The following is a 17509-nucleotide window of genomic DNA, read 5'->3' on the forward strand; positions in this document are numbered from 1 at the left end:
GCATCAGCCCCCTGCCGCATACGCCACGAACTCGGCCCACGCCCGAGTCGGCAGCGCGAGCAGGGGGCTGTCGTCGCGGTACTTGGAGTCGCGGACGTGGATGGTGGCGGGGGTGGCGGCGACCTCGACGCAGGAGTCGCCCTCGGGGCCATCGCTGTAGCTGCTCTTGAACCACGCCAGTTCTGAGGCGTCCCCGGCGAAGGCCTTGCGGATCATGTTTCTCCCAGCAGTCGCTCGATGAAGGCCGATGACTCCCGTGGAGTAAGAGCCTGGGCCCGGATGGTGCTGTACCTCAGCTCAAGGATGCGGAGCTGTTTCGGGTCAGAGGTCGGGCGGCCGTTGTACGCGCCGTCGGAGCGCCCCATGGCCGTGCCGTCCTCGAACTTCAGCACCTCGATCTTGCCACTCAGCCCAGGGTGGGCCCCAGAGTCCGTCGGCATCACCTGAAGAGTGACGTTGCGCAACTGCGCGACTTCGAGCAGGTGCTCGAGCTGCTGACGCCACACCATTGTGCCTCCCACCTGTCGGCGCAGCGTCACCTCTTCTTGGACAAAGCTGAGAGCTGGGCGCGGAGACCGGTCGAAGATCGACTTACGCCCCATGCGCGCGGCCACCAGCCTTTCCAACTCCGCTTCCGTGTAAGCGGACTGGGACACCTCGAACAGAGCTCGCGCGTGCTCCGGCGTCTGCAACAGGCCATGGAGACTGAGCCCGACGTACACGCCCATCTCCACCGCCTTGGCCTCCATCTCCGCCAAGGCACGCACCTTCTTCGGGTATCGGACCTTGTTGACGTCCTCCTTCATCGCCGAGAGCAACCCACCCGCCCCCAACACCTCGTCCGCCCTGTCCAGGAACTCCGGCCGAGGAATCCGCTTCCCGCCCTCGATCTTGTAGACGAGGTCCTCGCCGTACCCCACCGCTTTGCCGAACTCGCCGGCCCGCATCCCCACCGCCTCCCGCCGCAGCTTCAACTGCCGCCCCACGGTGGCGACGACGGCCACACCCCACTCGTCGTCCGGGTCCACCTCCCACCCCGGCTCGTCAGCCTCGGTCCTGAGCTGCCGAACCTCGCCGTCCACCGACATGCGCGCCCCTCCGTCGTACCGCCTCGTGCCAGCCACGCCTTACCCGTGCGCACCGCCCTGACAAGCCCGGACACCACCGGACAAGCGACGGACAGTCACCGTACGCAACGATGGCGTCACTCCCCACGGTAGGCACATCCGGCCACGCTGAGTGACGTGAATCCGAAACTCCCCCAACCCGGCGGTCCCGTCCGTAACTTCAGCGTCCTGCTGTCCCCCACCCCCCGGGGCGCCCGGCTCGCCCGCCTGCTCGCCGTGGAACAACTCGGCACCTGGGGCATCCCGTTGGATCCGGCGCAGCTCCTGGTCGCCGAACTCGCGAACAACGCCGCAGCCCACGGCCGGGTCCCCGGCCGGAACTTCCAGCTCCTGCTCTACGTGGTCGGCCGGACCCTCCGTATCGAGGTGACGGACACGCGCGGTGACCGGCTCCCACAGCGCCACCCCGCCGACCCGGCCGCCGGTTCCGGCCGCGGCCTGACCCTCGTGGCCGCCCTGGCCGACCGCTGGGGAGTCACTCACGGCCTGCCACCCCGTAAGACGGTATGGGCCGAACTCATGCTCCCGTCAGGCGAGTCACCGGCACCCGACGGCCCACACCACGGTCCGCCCTGCGCTCCCTATGCACTACCCACCGGGGACAAAGAACCCCACCAAGCCCCACCCCTCCCTCCCGCCGGGCAAACTCACTCCCGCGAGTGAATATGCCCGACTGAGCTGGATTCGGGCCCGGTTGCCTGCCTTACGCTCAGCGGCAGCAGCACGCGAACAACCCCGAACCACCCCAGACATGCGACGGCCCTCGCCGGGACTGGCATCCCAGTGCGAGGGCCTGACCACCGAGGAAGTAGGGCTTCCCGATGGACACCGAAAACCCTAGCGCGCCCTCGCGCGCCCGGTCCCGTATCGCGGGCAAAAACCACCCCGACGGGCGCCGGACCGCCGGCGTCGTCCACGACCACGTCCGCCACACCGAGAACTTCACGGTGATCGGCAACGACCTGACGCAGCACCCGGAGCTGTCCCTGCTCGCCATCGGACTGGCCTGCCACATCCAGTCGGTCCGACCGGGCACCGCCGTGGACATCAAGACCCTCGCCGCCCGCTTCCCCGAGGGCCCCACCCGCATCGCCGCCGCCCTGCGGGAGCTGGAGAGCCACGGCTACCTGCGCCGCAGCCGCGAGCGCACCTCCACCGGCCGGATCATCACCCGCACGGTGTCCTGCAACCGGCCCGGCCACGGCGCCGCCCGCGAGACGGCCGCCCCCAGGTCCGCCACCCGGCGCACGACCCCCGACCGGCCCGCGCCGCGCAAGCGGCTCCCCGCCGTACCCCAGCCCGCGTTCCCCGCCCCCGCCCTCCTCCAGACCGCCTTGGACGTCCTCTCCGGCCTCCGCCGTCACGACCCCCGCCTCCTCCTCTCCGCCACCGACGCCGAACACCTCGCCCCGGGCGTCGCCGCCTGGCTGGAACGCGACCTGGCCCCCACCGCCGTACGCCACGCCCTGACCGACGGCCTGCCGGACGAACCCCTGATCCGCCCGGCCGCCTTCCTCGCCCACCGCCTGGCCGCCCAGCTACCGCCCCCGCCGCCGTTCCGGCCCCCGGCCCCACCGGCCCCCGAACCCCGCCACCCCCTCCAGAACTGCGACGGCTGCGACCACGCCTTCCGCGCGCCTCGACCGGGCAGGTGCCGGAACTGCCGGTCCGGCTCCTCGGGGGAGCGCCGCCTAGCATGAGAGCGACGATCCTTGCCCCTGGGCACGGCAGACGAGGAGCGAGCGCCATGACCATCGCACCGGACAGCGCGCGACAGGGTGCCTCTCACCGCTATCAGGCCATGCGGGACTTCGTTCAGTCCGCGGACGACACCCTTCCCGGCAAGTTCGAGATCACCAAGGAAGGGATCGTCCACGACATGATGTCGCCCGTCGGCCCGCACGAGCTGACCACTGTGCATCTGCGGAGGCGACTCGAGAAGGTGATGCCGGAGGAGATCGTGGCTCACACGGGCGAGCCGGACGTCGAGGACAAGGCCGAGGGGCTCCTGCGCCGCCCCGACGTCATGGTGATCACCATGGAGGACATGGACGTCCCGGACTCCTTCGATCCCCGCAGTCTCATCGCCGCCGTCGAGGTCGTCTCCCGCTCCAACCCGGACAACGACTGGGTCACGAAGATGCGCGATTACCCCCTGATGGGCATTCCCGTCTACGCCGTCTTCGACCCCCGCACCGGCACCGGCGCCATCCTCACCGACATCCACCCCACGCCCGACGGGCCGCGCTACGCCACCCGCAAGGACTTCGTCTACGGCGAGGACGTCACCATCGGCGACTGGACGATCTCGACGGAGAACCTGCCGCGCTACCGGAGCAAGGACGACGAACCGGACCGAAGCGCTACTTGAGGACGCCCGCTGCCGACCCGGCGGTTCTTCCGCCGGACCGGCGGCGTCGGCCCACCGGCCCGGTCAGCCGGTGCCGTCGTGGGTCTCGTCCGGGTCGACGCCCATGGTGATCAAGGCGACGACCCCCTTGGAGATCTTGTTCTTGTTGTACTTCAGCTTGAGCAGCCCGCCCGTGGTGCCGCTCTGGTCGTAGATGGTGTCCTCGGTGAGCTTGGTGCGTGTGGTGGTGCTGGTGGAGTAGGGGGCCACGTCCTCGGTGAGCAGCACGGCCTCCTCGGCGAAGAAGAACTGCCCGGTGTGGCAGGTGTGGCCGCCCTCGTACCCGGTGTCGGTCCACTCGCCGCCCACGTGGACCTTGGTGTGGATGTGGACGCAGCGGCCCTGGTACCAGCCCGGGAAGACGGTCGTGAAGGTGACCCGGCCCTGTTTGTCGGTCTTCCAGGTGCCGCGCAGGTAGCGGGTGTCGCTGGTGGGCTCCTCGTGCCCCCCGCCGCCCCCGCCCCCGCCCCCGGTCGGCGGCTCGCCGGTGGGAGGCGCGCCGGACGGCAGGTCGGTGGGGGTGCCGGTGGGGGCACCCGTGGGCGGGGTGCCACCGCCGCCGGCTCCTCCGCCGCCCTGCGAGAGGCTCTCGTAGCCCGAGTAGTCGCCCAGCGCGTCGCAGTGCCAGACGTCGACGGCCGCGTTCGCGACCGGTTCGCAGGTCTCCGCGTCGACGACCTTGAGCTGGAGGGTGAGGGGTATGCCCTCCTTGCCCTCCGTGATGTCCTGGCGGATCTTGTCCGCGTCGATGTAGTAGGGGCCCTCGGTGGTCTCCGAGGTGAGCCGGTAACAGGCCTCGGCACCCGTACCGGCCGCTGCCGCCGAGCCGGTGCCGGTCGACGACCCGGTGCCCGTCGCCGTGTCCGCCGTCTCGTCGGCCGACGCGCTCATCGCCAGCGCGCCGCCCACGCCCACCGCGGCCACGGCCGCGCCGCCCGCCACTACGACCTTGCGTCGCGTGACGCTCTTCTTGTGTGCAGGAGTTCCCGTCATGGACGAGGACGCTAGGCAGCCCCGCTGTCACGGCGATGGGCGCGAGCTGTGCTTTCCCGAGCACCGCGAAGGGGGCCGGAAACCGACGTCGGTTTCCGGCCCCCTTCGGCAGGTCCTGTTCAGTGCACCACCGCGGTGGACGTGGACTACTACTTCGGCTGCGGCTTGCGCACCGACAGGTGCAGCTCCTTCAGCCGCGCCTCGTCCAGCTCGGTCGGGGCGCCCATCATCAGGTCCTGGGCGTTGCCGTTGAGCGGGAAGGCGATGGTCTCGCGGATGTTGGGCTCGTCGGCCAGCAGCATGACGATGCGGTCGACACCGGGGGCGATGCCGCCGTGCGGCGGAGCGCCGAAGCGGAACGCGCGCAGCATGCCCGCGAACTTGTCCTCGACGGTCTCCCGGTCGTAGCCCGCGATCTCGAAGGCCTTCAGCATGATCTCGGGCTCGTGGTTCCGGATCGCTCCGGAGGACAGCTCGACGCCGTTGCAGACGATGTCGTACTGCCAGCCCAGGATGTCCAGCGGGTCCTGGGTCTCCAGGGCCTCCAGGCCGCCCTGCGGCATGGAGAAGGGGTTGTGCGAGAAGTCGATGGCGCCGGTGTCCTCGTCCTTCTCGTACATCGGGAAGTCGACGATCCAGCAGAAGCGGAAGACGTCCTCCTCGAAGTGGCCGGCCCGCTTGGCGGCCTCGACGCGGACCGCGCCCATGATCTTGGAGACCTCGTCGAACTCGCCCGCGCCGAAGAACACCGCGTGGCCGGCGGCCAGGGAGAGGCGCTTGGTCAGTTCGGCGACGTTCTCCTCGGTGAGGAACTTGGCGATCGGGCCGGTGAGCGAGCCGTCCTCGGCCACCCGCACCCAGGCCAGGCCCTTCGCGCCGAGCGAGATCGCGAACTCGCCGAGCTGGTCGAAGAACTTGCGCGGCTGGTCCTGGACGGCCGGTACGGGCAGCGCCCGGACGTGCTTGCCGGCGAACGCCTTGAACTCCGAGCCCTCGAAGACATCGGTGATGTCCACCAGCTCCAGCTGGGCGCGCAGGTCCGGCTTGTCGGAGCCGTACTTCAGCATCGCCTCGCGGAACGGGATCCGCGGGAAGGGGGACGTCACGTGACGGCCGCGCCCGAACTCCTCGAACAGCTCGGTCATCAGCTTCTCGACCGGCTGGAAGACGTCCTCCTGCTCGACGAAGGACATCTCGATGTCGAGCTGGTAGAACTCGCCCGGCGAGCGGTCCGCGCGGGCGTCCTCGTCGCGGAAGCAGGGGGCGATCTGGAAGTAACGGTCGAAGCCGGAGATCATCAGCAGCTGCTTGAACTGCTGCGGCGCCTGCGGGAGGGCGTAGAACTTGCCCGGGTTCAGACGGGACGGGACGACGAAGTCACGGGCGCCCTCGGGGGAGGTCGCGGACAGGATCGGCGTCGCCATTTCGTTGAAGCCGAGCGCGGTCATCTTGTGGCGGATGGCCGAGATGACGGCCGTACGCAGCATGATGTTCTTGTGCATGCGCTCGCGGCGCAGGTCCAGGAAGCGGTACTCCAGGCGCCGCTCCTCGTTGACCCCGTCCTCGGCGTTGATCGTGAACGGCAGCGGGGCGGCCGCGCCGAGCAGCTCGACCTCGCCCACCTCGACCTCGATCTCGCCGGTGGGCAGCTCGGGGTTGACGTTCTCGGCGCCTCGGGAGACGACCTTGCCGTCGACCCGGACGGTGGACTCCTTGGAGACCTTGTCCAGTGCCTCGTAGGCCGGCGTGCCGGGACGGGCGACGAGCTGCGTGATGCCGTAGTGGTCGCGCAGATCGATGAAGAGGATGCCGCCCAGGTCGCGCCGATTGTGCAGCCAGCCACTCAGCCGGACGTCGGTACCGACGTCAGAGGCGCGGAGCTCGCCGCAGGTGTGGGACCTGTACCGATGCATCGTCGTTCATCCAGCCTTCGCGGATCGGGGGCACGTTTCACGTGAAACAACCCCCAGCGTACCGGGCGGCCGGAGACCGCCTCCCCCCATTACCCGCCGACGATCGACGGCGGGTACGGCGGTGGCTTCGGTGGGTGCTTCGGTGGCGGCTCGGCGGTGGCTCCGGCGGTGGCCCCGGCGATGGCTTCGGTGGCGGCTTTCGAACGGGTCTTCTTAAAGTGGGGCAATGCGCACTGGTGAGCCCCTGCCCGCGGCGGGAAACCCCCTGCCCGCCGTGGGAGAGGTCCTCGCCTCCCTCGCGACCGGACTGTGGCACTGGTCCACGGCCACCGGCCTGGTCACCGTCGACGCCGAGGCGGCCCGCCTGCTCGGGCTGCCCGCCGAGGAGACCGTCCTGACCGAGGCACAGACCCGGGCCCGGCTGCACCCGGTCGACTGGAACGAGATCACCGGGGTGGTCCAGCTCGCCGTCGCCGAGGGCACGCTCGCCGAAGTGCGGATCCGGGTCATGGACGACCGAGGACGGGTGGTCCGGGTGGTCCGCAGCCGGTCCAAGCCGTCCTTCGACCCGGTGAAGAAGGCGTACGAGCTGATCGGGACCATCCAGGAGGTCACCGAACCCTCGCCGGGCACCCCGGCCGCCCGCAGCGCGGTCACCGGCGACTGGCGGCGCTCCCGGGAGGCGTTCCTGCTGGACGCGGGCCGGGCGCTGGCCGAGGCACGCTCCACCGAGGAGGTGCTGCGGGTCGCGGCCGGACTGTCGATGCCGGGGTTCTCGCCGGACGGGCTGGCGGTCTTCGGCGTGGAGGGCGACCGGCTGACGATCATCGGTCACCACGGGCAGCGGCCCGGCGACGACGGCCCGTTCTCCTACATGTCCCTGGACACGGACTATCCCGCGGCCGAGGTGGTGCGCTCGGGACGGGCGGTCTACCTGTCCTCCCCCGAGCAGTACCGCGAGCGCTACCCGCTGACCTGGCCGCTGGCCCAGCAGTTCGGCCGGCGCTCCTGGGCGTTCCTGCCGCTGACGGTGGCCGGGCGCACCATGGGCGCCTGGATGGCGGCCTTCACGTACCCGGTGGCGTTCACCCCGGACGAGCGCTCGGTGCTGACCACGGTCGCCCGGATGCTCGCACAGGCGCTGACCCGGGCGGGCGTGGCCGAGACCCAGCGCGAGCTGACGGACGGACTGCAGCGCTCGATGCTGCCGACGCTCGGCCCGGAGATACCGGGCATGACCCTGACCGCCCGCTACATACCCACCGGCGGCGGCTTGCAGGTGGGCGGCGACTGGTACGACATGATCCCGCTGCCCAGGGGGCGGTTCGCGCTGGTCATCGGGGACGTGCAGGGGCATGACGTGCGGGCGGCGGGTCTGATGGGGCAACTGCGGATCGCGCTGCGGGCGTACGCCTCGGAGGGCCACCGCCCCGACGCGGTCCTCTCCCGCGCCTCCCGCTTCTTCCACGACATCACCCATTCGGACGACGAACTGTCCGATCTGCGCTTCGCGACCTGTCTGTACATCGAGGTCGATCCGGCGACGGGGGTGCTGGAGGCCGCCCGGGCCGGGCACATGGACCCGACGATCCGCATGGTGGACGGCACGGTCATGGTGCGGGCCACCGCGGGCGGACTGCCCCTGGGGATCGACCCCGACTCCGACTACCCGACCACCCGGCTGCTGCTGGACACGGGCGAGGCCCTGATGCTGTGCACGGACGGGTTGCTGGAGACGGGCGGGCACGACCTGGACAGCGGCTGGCGGCGGATCCGGAAGATCATGGAGGAGCACCAGGGGGACCTGGAGGGTCTGGCCGACGCCCTCGTCCAGGGGGTGCACGGGCCCTCCTCGCACCACACGACCGGCAAGCTCACCGACCGCCGCGAGGACGACATCGCCGTCCTGCTGCTGTGCCGGCCGGGGCCGGGCGGCGGGCTGGACGCCGTGCCCGCGCGGCCGGCGACACGGCGGACGATGCTCACGATCGCGCAGGCGGAACCGGAGCGGATCGCCGAGGCCCGCCAGCATCTGCGCGAGCTGCTGCACGACTGGACGTCCGAGGACCAGCGCGACTCGGCGGTCCTGCTGGTCTCGGAGATGCTGACCAACGTCCTGGTGCACACGGACGCCGACGCGCTGCTGGTCGCCGAGGTGGGGAACGGGTCCGGCGGGCGCCGGCTGCGGGTGGAGGTCACCGACACCAGCGACGACCTGCCCCACAAACGGCGCCCCGGAGAGATGGCGTCGTCGGGCCGCGGCCTCGTCCTGATCGAACTGCTGGCGGACGCGTGGGGGGTCGCGCCGCGCGGCGAGGGCAAGAGCATCTGGTTCGAGATCCGCGAGGCCGTCCACGAGTCCGTCCGGGAGCCCGTGCGCGAACCCGTCCGCGAATCCGTCCGCGAATCCGGGTAGGCCGCTCACGAGGGCCCGCGCGCCGTCGGCGTCGGTCCATGAGACCGCCACGCAGGCCCCGCGGGTCCGGGTCAGCCGTCCTCACGGGTCCGAGCCAGCCTGCCGTCCCGTCCCCGCGGGTCCGCGCGTCTCAGCAGCGGTCGCCGCTGTTCACCGCGGGGTCGCGGGCCACGATCTGACCCTTCGGCGTGCGGGCTCCTGCGAGCCATGTGGTCAGGAAGCCGCCGGAAGACGGATGCGGAACCAGGCGCCACGGCCGTGCGGCTGCGGCTGGAGCGTCGCCGTGCCCCCGTGCGCGGCGGCGACGGCCCTGACGACACCGAGCCCCAGCCCGCTGCCGGCGACCGTGGTCCCCTCGCCCCGGACGAAGCGGTCGAAGATGCGCTCCCGTAGTTCCGCCGGCACGCCGGGGCCGTCGTCCACGACCTCGATGACCCGGTTTCCGTCCTCCGTGCCCAGCCCGAGCGTGGTGGTCGTACCGGGCGGGGTGTGCAGACGGGCGTTGGCCAGGAGATTCGCGACGGCCTGGCGCAGCCGCTCCGGATCGCCGTGGACGGTGTGCTCACCCGGGCCGATGAGCAGCCGAATCGGCTGCTCCGGGTGGCAGTCGCGCTCCGCGCCGCACACGTCCCGGCACAGCCGGGCCAGATCGATCCGCTGCCATTGCAGGGGCTGCCCCAGGTCGAGCCGGGACAGCAGGACCAGTTCGTCGATGAGGGAGGTCATCCGCCGGATCTCGGTCCCGGCCCGTCGCAGCGCACCGTCCCGCACCGGGAGCCGCCGCGTCCGTCCCCCCGCCCGGACCGGACCTCCGGCACCGTCGGCCTCGCCCACGGCCTCCGCTCCGGCACCGGCACCGGCCTGTGCTCCGGTTTCGGCCTGTGCTCCGGCCCCGGCCCGTGTTCCAGCCCCGCCCAGGGTCGCCGCTCCGGCCGCAGGTGCCCCGACTTCCACTCCGGCCCCACCTGCCCCCGCGCCCACTGCGGCCCCGGCTCCGGCTCCGGCCTGTGCGTCCTCTTCCGCTTCCTTCTCGCCCCCGGCTTCGGTGCCGCCCGCGGCGATCTGGGTGTATCCCGCGATGGTCGTGAGCTGGTTGCGCAGTTCGTGCCCGGCCGTGGCCAGGAACTCGCGCAGTTGCCGCTCGCGCTCCCGCCGGTCCCTCACCTCCCACCGGTGCACCCCCCAGGCCCCGGCCATGACCGCCGTGAGCAGGACGCCGCCGACCGCCAGCTGAAGGCGGACCAGCCGGTTCACGGTCCGCCGGGTGTCAGCCGTGGCGCGGGCGATGATGCGGTAGCCGCCCTGCCCGGGGTCGCGCACCACCAGCGCCCGGTACTCGCCCGACGACCCGACGGTCACCGGATGGACGCGGCCGGCGTAGGCGTCGAGCCGGTCGGCCGTGAGCCGGGGAAAGGGCGGCAGGTCCGGGGAGCCGGTGCGGCGCTGCACGACCCGGCCCCGCCGGTCGACGACCAGTGCCGTCCACGCCGGGTCCAGGGGCACGGCGCTCGCGTACGGCGCGGCGGTCAGCGGCACTCCGCGCAGCCGCTCGATCTCCCGGTCGGCCCGTGCGGCGACGGACCGGCCGAGCAGACCGGCGGATACCGTCAGGAGACCGCTCAGCCCGAGCAGCGTGGCGACCACGCAGTACACGACGACCCGGGAGGCACGCCGGTCCCGCCCGCCCGGCGTCCCGCCGGGTGCCCTGGCCTCCGTCAGTCCACGCACAGCAGGTAACCCACCCCCCGCACGGTACGGATCAGCGACTGGTCCTGGTCGCCCAGTTTGCGGCGCAGATAGTAGATGTACGTGTCGACGCTGCCCGAGCAGTCCGCCGCGTGGTTCCAGACCCGCTCCTGGATCTGCGCGCGCGTCACTACCCGCCCCGCGTTCTCCATCAGGTACCGCAGCAGTGTGAACTCGGTGCTGGTCAGATGCACCGGCGTCTCGGACGCCCACACCTGGTGGCTGTCGGCGTCCAGCCGGATGTCCCCGGCGACGAGCCGGCGCCCGGACGCGTTCCGTTCGCTGCCGTGGTAGCGCCGCAGGAACGCCCGGACGCGCGCCACGATCTCCTTCAGCTCGAACGGCTTGGTGATGAAGTCGTCGCCGCCCAGATCGAGTCCGCGCACCCGGTCGTCGAGCCCCGAGCGGGCGGTCAGGAACAGCACCGGCATGGTCATGCCCCGCTCCCGCAGCAGCCGGCAGACCTCGAACCCGTCCATGTCAGGGAGCCCGACGTCGAGGATCAGCAGGTCGGGGACGCGCCGGGAGACGGACTGCAGCGCCTGCCGCCCCGTGGCCGCGCTCTTCACCTCGAACTCCAGGAGGTCCAGCGCCATGGTCAGCATCGAGCGCACACCCACGTCGTCGTCCACGACGAGCAGGTACGGGGAGACAGGGGTGGTCAATGTCCTGTTCCTTACGAACACGTACGCTTCCTCACGGATCCGTACGAACGGTCTGCTGGTCCGGAACGGTCTGCGCCTCAGTCCGCCGCCTGTCCGGGCATCCTGGCATGTACCGGCGAGTACGTCCGGGTTACTGCAAACTTCAATCAATCAGCGCGGTCCGGAAGACCGAAAACGCCCGCTCCACCCAACCGAAAACCCCCGCTCCCAAGGGAGCGGGGGTTCACCGGAGCCGACGGCGCGGGGGCTCAGACCTCCGGACCCGCCTCGGTCATCCCGTGCACGGCCGGGATGGTCCCCAGACGCCCCTTCTGGAAGTCCTCGAACGCCTGCATGAGCTCGTCCTTGGTGTTCATGACGAACGGGCCGTAGTGGACCATGGGCTCCCGGATCGGCTGTCCGCCGAGGAGGACGACCTCCAGGTCCGGCGTGTGGGAGTCCTGCTTCTCGTCCGCGCGGACGGTCAGCGAGGACCCGGCGCCGAACACGGCGGTCTGGCCCAGGTGGATCGGACGGCGCTCGGCGCCGACACTTCCCCGGCCCGCGAGGACGTACGCGAGGGCGTTGAAGTCCTCCCGCCAGGGCAGGGTGATCTCCGCGCCCGGCGCCAGCGTCGCGTGGATCATGCTGATCGGGGTGTGCGTGATGCCGGGGCCGGCGTGCCCGTCCAGCTCACCCGCGATGACGCGCATCAGCGCGCCGCCGTCGGGGGAGGTGAGCAGCTGGACCTGACCGCCGCGGATGTCCTGGTACCGGGGGGCCATCATCTTGTCCCTGGCCGGGAGGTTCACCCACAGCTGCAGGCCGTGGAAGAGGCCGCCGGACATGACCAGGTGCTCCGGGGGCGCCTCGATGTGCAGCAGGCCCGAGCCCGCCGTCATCCACTGGGTGTCGCCGTTGGTGATGGTTCCGCCGCCACCGTTGGAGTCCTGGTGGTCGAAGATCCCGTCGATGATGTAGGTGACGGTCTCGAAGCCGCGGTGGGGGTGCCAGGGGGTGCCCTTCGGCTCGCCCGGCGCGTAGTCCACCTCTCCCATCTGGTCCATCATGATGAACGGGTCGAGGTGGCGGTAGTGGATCCCCGCGAACGCCCGGCGCACCGGGAAGCCCTCGCCCTCGAATCCGCTCGGCGCGGTGGTGACGCCGAGCACGGGACGGGCCGCCGCGTCGGCGGGAGCGGTCACACGGGGCAGCGTCAACGGGTTCTCGACGGTCACTGCAGGCATGTCGGTTCCTCCTTGTACGCCCACTTTAGTTGAGCGTTGAACTTCCTGTCACCCCCAACGACAGAAGCCCGGAGGGCATTCCCTCCGGGCTCCGCACCACCGAGCGGCCCGCCACGCCGAGCGGCCGGCCGCCTCGCCGTACATGCGGCCGGGCGCACATCCGATTACCAGGCGTACATCCGGCTAGCCGTACATGCGCCGCATCGCGAAGTCCACCATCTGCTCGACCGCCTTGGCGTCGAAGACCATCCGGTGCTCGCCCTCCATGTCGAGGACGAAGCCGTAGCCGGTGGGCAGGAGGTCGATCACCTCGGCACCGGTGATGACGAAGTACTTGGACTCCTTGCCCGCGTACCGTCGCAGTTCCTTCAGCGAGGTGAACATGGGGATCACCGGCTGCTGGGTGTTGTGCAGCGCCAGGAAGCCGGGGGTGTCACCGCGCGGGCAGTAGACCTTCGAGGTGGCGAAGATCTGCTGGAAGTCCTCGGCGGGCATCTGCCCGGTGGTGAACGCCCGCACCGCGTCGGCGAGCGACGGAGGCGACGGCTCGGGGTACAGCGGCGGCTGCTGCCCGTACCCGCCGCCCATCGGCTGCTGGGGCTGGGCGTACTGCTGCTGGGCCCCCACGTTCTGGTCATAGCCGTACATGAGGCCGAAGCCTACCGAGGCGAGGGCCGCCGCAGGGGCGTCGCCGATTTATGTAGCGGTCGATAGAGAAAGCGGGTAGTTTTTATCGAGCGATCGATACAGATATCTCGGGAGGTTGCGCATGTCCGACGCGAACGGCGGCCTGGTGCTGGCCCACGGCGCGGGAGGGTCCGTGGCGGCCAACTACGGGCCGGTGATGGACACGCTGACGGCCGACCGCACGGTCGTCGGCGCCGACTACCCGGGCACCGGCGGAACGCCGCGCAGCGACCGCCCGCTCGAACTGGACGCGCTGGCCGACGGACTCGTGGCCGCCGCCGACGCGGCGGGGCTGGACCGGTTCGCGGTGTCGGGGTACTCACTGGGCGCACCGGTGGCGGTCCGGCTGGCCACCCGCCACCCGGACCGGGTGACCGCCCTGGTACTGACCGCCCCCTTCGCCCACGCCGACGCGGAACTGCGGCTGAACGCGCGCGTGTGGCAGGCACTGTGCGGCACCGGCGACCCGGACACCCTCGGCCGGTTCCTGCTGGCGCGCTGCCTGAGCCCGGCCGCGCTGGACGCGATGACCCCGCACGAGCTGGAGGCCGCCGCGAAGGAGACGGGGGCGACGGCCCCGGAGGGCGCCGCCGACCACGTGGACCTGGTGATCCGCGCGGACGTACGGGCCGACCTGGACCGCATCGACGTACCGGCGCTGGTGGTCTCCCCGGTGGACGACGGCCTGGTACCGCCACGGCTGCACCGGGCGGTGGCGGCGGGCATCCCGGGCGCGCGGCTGGTGGAGGTGCCCGGCGGGCACCTGCCCTTCGTCGAGTGCCCCGCCGAATGGGGGGCACTGATCAGCGAGTTCTCGACGACGGCTCGGGTTGCTCGGCCCGGCGCCGAATAGACCCTCCTCACACTTGGCCGAGTAGGGGTTGCGACTTATTACCGACGGGTAGCATCATCGGAGCTACTTGTTGGTACGTGAACTAGCGCGAGGATCCAGTGCCTCGCCGATCTCTCTACGGAGCCGGGAGCCGTCGCCATGGGGCACTACAAGTCGAATCTCCGCGACATCGAGTTCAACCTCTTCGAAGTACTCGGCCGCGACAAGCTGTACGGCAGCGGCCCGTTCGAGGAGATGGACACGGAGACCGCCAAGAGCATCCTGGAGGAGCTGACCCGCCTCTCGGAGAACGAGCTGGCCGAGTCCTTCGTCGACGCCGACCGCAACCCGCCGGTCTTCGACCCCGAGACCAACACCGCGCCCGTCCCGGCGTCCTTCAAGAAGAGCTACCAGGCCTTCATGGACTCCGAGTACTGGCGCCTGGGCCTGCCCGAGGAGATCGGCGGCACCACCGCTCCCCCGTCGCTGATCTGGGCGTACGCGGAGCTGATCCTGGGCGCCAACCCGGCCGTGTGGATGTACTCCTCCGGCCCGGCCTTCGCCGGCATCCTCTTCGACGAGGGCAACGACGTCCAGAAGAAGATCGCCAAGATCGCCGTCGACAAGCAGTGGGGCTCCACCATGGTCCTCACCGAGCCGGACGCCGGCTCGGACGTCGGCGCCGGCCGCACCAAGGCGGTCCAGCAGGAGGACGGCTCCTGGCACATCGAGGGCGTGAAGCGGTTCATCACCTCCGGTGAGCACGACATGTCGGAGAACATCCTCCACTACGTGCTGGCCCGCCCCGAGGGCGCCGGCCCCGGCACCAAGGGCCTGTCCCTCTTCATGGTCCCGAAGTACCTCTTCGACTTCGAGACCGGCGAGCTGGGCGAGCGCAACGGCGTCTACGCCACCAACGTCGAGCACAAGATGGGGCTGAAGGCCTCCAACACCTGCGAGATGACCTTCGGCGACCAGAACCCCGCCAAGGGCTGGCTGATCGGCGACAGGCACGACGGCATCCGCCAGATGTTCCGCATCATCGAGTTCGCCCGCATGATGGTCGGCACGAAGGCGATCTCCACCCTCTCCACGGGCTACCTCAACGCCCTGGAGTACGCCAAGGAGCGCGTCCAGGGCCCCGACCTGGCGAACTTCATGGACAAGACCGCGCCCAAGGTCACCATCACCCACCACCCCGACGTGCGCCGCTCGCTGATGACGCAGAAGGCGTACGCGGAGGGCATGCGCGCCCTCGTCCTCTACACCGCCTCCGTCCAGGACGCGATCGCGCTCAAGGAGGCCGCCGGCGAGGACGCCAAGTCCGAGCACGCCCTGAACGACCTGCTCCTGCCGATCGTCAAGGGCTACGGCTCCGAGAAGGGCTACGAGCAGCTCGCCCAGTCGCTGCAGACCTTCGGCGGCTCCGGCTTCCTGCAGGAGTACCCGATCGAGCAGTACATCCGGGACTCCAAGATCGACACCCTCTACGAGGGCACCACCGCCATCCAGGGCCAGGACTTCTTCTTCCGGAAGATCGTCCGCAACCAGGGCGCGGCGCTGAACTCGCTGGCCGAGGACATCAAGAAGTTCCTCGCCCTCGGCACCGGCGGCGAGGAGCTGGCCGGCGCCCGCGAGCACCTCGCCAAGGCGGCCGTCGAGCTGGAGGCCATCGTCGGTCTGATGCTCACCGACCTCGCGGCCACCGAGCAGGACGTCAAGAACATCTACAAGGTGGGCCTGAACACCACCCGCCTGCTGATGGCCTCCGGTGACGTGATCGTCGGCTACCTGCTGCTCAAGGGTGCCGCCATCGCCGCCGAGAAGCTGGAGACGGCGTCCGGCAAGGACAAGGCCTTCTACACCGGCAAGATCGCCGCGGCCAAGTTCTTCGCGGGCAGCGTGCTGCCCGGCGTCACGCTGGCCCGCAAGGTCGCGCAGGGCGTCGAGCTGGACCTCATGGAGCTGGACGAGGCCGCGTTCTAGTCGGCCCGTGCCCGCTCGCCGAGGGCCCGCTCCTGATGAGGGGAGCGGGCCCTCGCCGCGCACGAGCCCCGGCCTGCCCCGGCCTGCCCCGGTGAGCGCCGGAGACAGGCGTCGGTGGCCTTCGGGCGTCGGCGCGGTGAACCCGCCCGTCGTTAAGGTGAACCCATGAGCGCACCCTCCCGATTCGACCGCGGCCACACAGACGACCTGATGTCCTTCCTGGCGGCCGGCCCGTCGCCGTACCACGCCGTGGCCACCGCGGCCGAACGGCTGGAGAAGGCCGGCTTCCGGCAGGTCGCCGAGACCGACGCCTGGGACGGGACGAGCGGCGGCCGGTACGTGCTCCGCGGGGGCGCGATCGTGGCCTGGTACGTCCCCGAAGGCGCCGCCCCCCACACGCCGTTCCGCATCGTCGGCGCCCACACCGACTCCCCGAACCTGCGCGTCAAGCCGCTGCCCGACACCGGAGCGCACGGCTGGCGCCAGATCGCCGTGGAGATCTACGGCGGGCCCCTGCTGAACTCCTGGCTCGACCGCGACCTGGGCCTGGCCGGCCGGCTGACCCTGCGCGACGGCTCGACCCGGCTGGTCAACGTCGACCGCCCCCTGCTGCGCGTCCCCCAACTCGCCATCCACCTGGACCGTTCGGTGTCCGCGGAGGGTCTCAAGCTCGACAAGCAGCGGCACCTGCAGCCGGTGTGGGGACTCGGCGACAGCGTGCGCGACGGAGACCTGATCGCCTTCCTGGAGCAGGAGGCCGGGCTGCCGGCCGGCGAGGTCGCCGGCTGGGACCTGATGACCCACTCCGTGGAACCGCCCGCCTACCTGGGCCGCGACCGGGAACTGCTGGCCGGGCCGCGCATGGACAACCTGCTGTCCGTGCACTCCGCCACCGCCGCCCTGGCCGCCGTGGCCGGCGCCGACGGCGACCTGCCGTTCATCCCGGTGCTCGCCGCCTTCGACCACGAGGAGAACGGATCCCAGTCGGACACCGGTGCCGACGGCCCGCTGCTCGGCACGGTCCTGGAGCGCTCGGTGTTCGCGCGCGGCGGCTCCTTCGAAGACCGGGCACGCGCCTTCGCGGGCACCGTCTGCCTGTCGTCGGACACCGGCCACGCCGTCCACCCCAACTACGCGGAACGGCACGACCCGACGCACCACCCGCGCGTCAACGGCGGGCCGATCCTCAAGGTCAACGTCAACAACCGCTACGCCACCGACGGTTCGGGCCGCGCGGTGTTCGCCGCCGCGTGCGAGAAGGCCGGGGTGCCCTTCCAGTCCTTCGTCTCCAACAACGCGATGCCCTGCGGCACCACCATCGGGCCCATCACCGCCGCCCGCCACGGCATCCGCACCGTCGACATCGGCGTCGCCATCCTCTCCATGCACAGCGCCCGCGAACTCTGCGGCGCGGACGACCCGTTCCTGCTGGCCAACGCGCTCATGGCCTTCCTGCAGGGGTAGTTCGCGCGGCCCGGGGTACCCGTCCGCGACCGGAACCACCGGAC

At 70.9% G+C, this 17509-nt stretch carries 15 protein-coding genes; 7 read left to right on the forward strand and 8 right to left on the reverse strand.

Features of this window, described 5'->3' with window-relative positions; all coding sequences use genetic code 11:
* Positions 1–3 precede the first annotated feature (3 nt).
* The gene (locus ACSLTV_RS00330) at positions 4–216 is read right to left on the reverse strand and encodes a DUF397 domain-containing protein (RefSeq protein WP_432133730.1); all 213 of its coding nucleotides are present in this window, start codon (positions 214–216) and stop codon (positions 4–6) included.
* Positions 213–1088, reverse strand: a complete 876-nt coding sequence (locus ACSLTV_RS00335; RefSeq protein ID WP_432157185.1) for a helix-turn-helix domain-containing protein — start codon at positions 1086–1088, stop codon at positions 213–215. The genes ACSLTV_RS00330 and ACSLTV_RS00335 overlap by 4 nt, the downstream gene beginning before the upstream one ends.
* A gap of 156 nt (positions 1089–1244) precedes the next feature.
* On the opposite strand from ACSLTV_RS00335, the gene ACSLTV_RS00340 reads away from it, so the two are divergent.
* From ACSLTV_RS00340 to ACSLTV_RS00350, 3 genes are all read left to right on the forward strand, one after another.
* On the forward strand, positions 1245–1790 hold the full coding sequence (locus tag ACSLTV_RS00340; protein WP_432157186.1) for an ATP-binding protein: 546 nt from the start codon (positions 1245–1247) through the stop codon (positions 1788–1790).
* A gap of 158 nt (positions 1791–1948) precedes the next feature.
* A complete protein-coding gene (locus ACSLTV_RS00345) occupies positions 1949–2827 on the forward strand; it encodes a helix-turn-helix domain-containing protein (RefSeq protein ID WP_435611413.1) in 879 nt (292 codons plus the stop codon).
* Positions 2828–2874: 47 nt separating this feature from the next.
* Positions 2875–3498, forward strand: coding sequence for a Uma2 family endonuclease (locus ACSLTV_RS00350; RefSeq protein ID WP_435611414.1), 624 nt, complete (start codon positions 2875–2877; stop codon positions 3496–3498).
* 63 nt (positions 3499–3561) lie between these two features.
* On the opposite strand, the gene ACSLTV_RS00355 is transcribed toward ACSLTV_RS00350, so the two are convergent.
* Positions 3562–4530 carry an intradiol ring-cleavage dioxygenase gene (locus ACSLTV_RS00355; protein WP_435611415.1) on the reverse strand — a complete coding sequence of 323 codons (969 nt, stop codon included), beginning with the start codon at positions 4528–4530 and terminating at the stop codon, positions 3562–3564.
* Positions 4531–4679: 149 nt separating this feature from the next.
* Positions 4680–6443, reverse strand: coding sequence for an aspartate--tRNA ligase (gene aspS, locus ACSLTV_RS00360; RefSeq protein WP_432133620.1), 1764 nt, complete (start codon positions 6441–6443; stop codon positions 4680–4682).
* Positions 6444–6669: 226 nt separating this feature from the next.
* Between aspS and ACSLTV_RS00365 the strand changes: the two genes are divergently transcribed.
* Positions 6670–8859 (forward strand): ATP-binding SpoIIE family protein phosphatase, encoded by a 2190-nt coding sequence (locus tag ACSLTV_RS00365; RefSeq protein WP_432133619.1) that lies wholly within the window; start codon positions 6670–6672, stop codon positions 8857–8859.
* Positions 8860–9072: 213 nt separating this feature from the next.
* Here ACSLTV_RS00365 and ACSLTV_RS00370 read toward each other — a convergent pair whose 3' ends face one another.
* The 4 genes from ACSLTV_RS00370 to ACSLTV_RS00385 all read right to left on the reverse strand — a co-directional run bounded on the left by ACSLTV_RS00370 (position 9073) and on the right by ACSLTV_RS00385 (position 13144).
* The gene (locus ACSLTV_RS00370) at positions 9073–10587 is read right to left on the reverse strand and encodes a sensor histidine kinase (RefSeq protein WP_435611416.1); all 1515 of its coding nucleotides are present in this window, start codon (positions 10585–10587) and stop codon (positions 9073–9075) included.
* Complete coding sequence (locus ACSLTV_RS00375; RefSeq protein ID WP_432133617.1) at positions 10575–11270, reverse strand: response regulator transcription factor; 696 nt, start codon at positions 11268–11270, stop codon at positions 10575–10577. The genes ACSLTV_RS00370 and ACSLTV_RS00375 overlap by 13 nt, the downstream gene beginning before the upstream one ends.
* Positions 11271–11518: 248 nt before the next feature.
* Positions 11519–12496 carry a pirin family protein gene (locus ACSLTV_RS00380; protein WP_435611417.1) on the reverse strand — a complete coding sequence of 326 codons (978 nt, stop codon included), beginning with the start codon at positions 12494–12496 and terminating at the stop codon, positions 11519–11521.
* A 183-nt stretch (positions 12497–12679) separates the two neighbouring features.
* Complete coding sequence (locus ACSLTV_RS00385; RefSeq protein ID WP_432133615.1) at positions 12680–13144, reverse strand: SseB family protein; 465 nt, start codon at positions 13142–13144, stop codon at positions 12680–12682.
* Positions 13145–13265: 121 nt separating this feature from the next.
* Here ACSLTV_RS00385 and ACSLTV_RS00390 point away from each other — a divergent pair, with 121 nt between their 5' ends.
* From ACSLTV_RS00390 to ACSLTV_RS00400, 3 genes are all read left to right on the forward strand, one after another.
* Positions 13266–14036: an alpha/beta fold hydrolase gene (locus ACSLTV_RS00390; protein WP_435611418.1), complete on the forward strand. Its 771-nt coding sequence runs from the start codon at positions 13266–13268 to the stop codon at positions 14034–14036.
* Positions 14037–14174: 138 nt separating this feature from the next.
* Positions 14175–16001: an acyl-CoA dehydrogenase gene (locus ACSLTV_RS00395; protein WP_432133613.1), complete on the forward strand. Its 1827-nt coding sequence runs from the start codon at positions 14175–14177 to the stop codon at positions 15999–16001.
* Positions 16002–16166: 165 nt separating this feature from the next.
* The gene (locus tag ACSLTV_RS00400; protein WP_432133612.1) at positions 16167–17465 is read left to right on the forward strand and encodes a M18 family aminopeptidase; all 1299 of its coding nucleotides are present in this window, start codon (positions 16167–16169) and stop codon (positions 17463–17465) included.
* Positions 17466–17509 lie beyond the last annotated feature (44 nt).

The organism is Streptomyces sp. bgisy159 (assembly GCF_965341775.1).
Classification (GTDB): Bacteria; Actinomycetota; Actinomycetes; order Streptomycetales; family Streptomycetaceae; genus Streptomyces.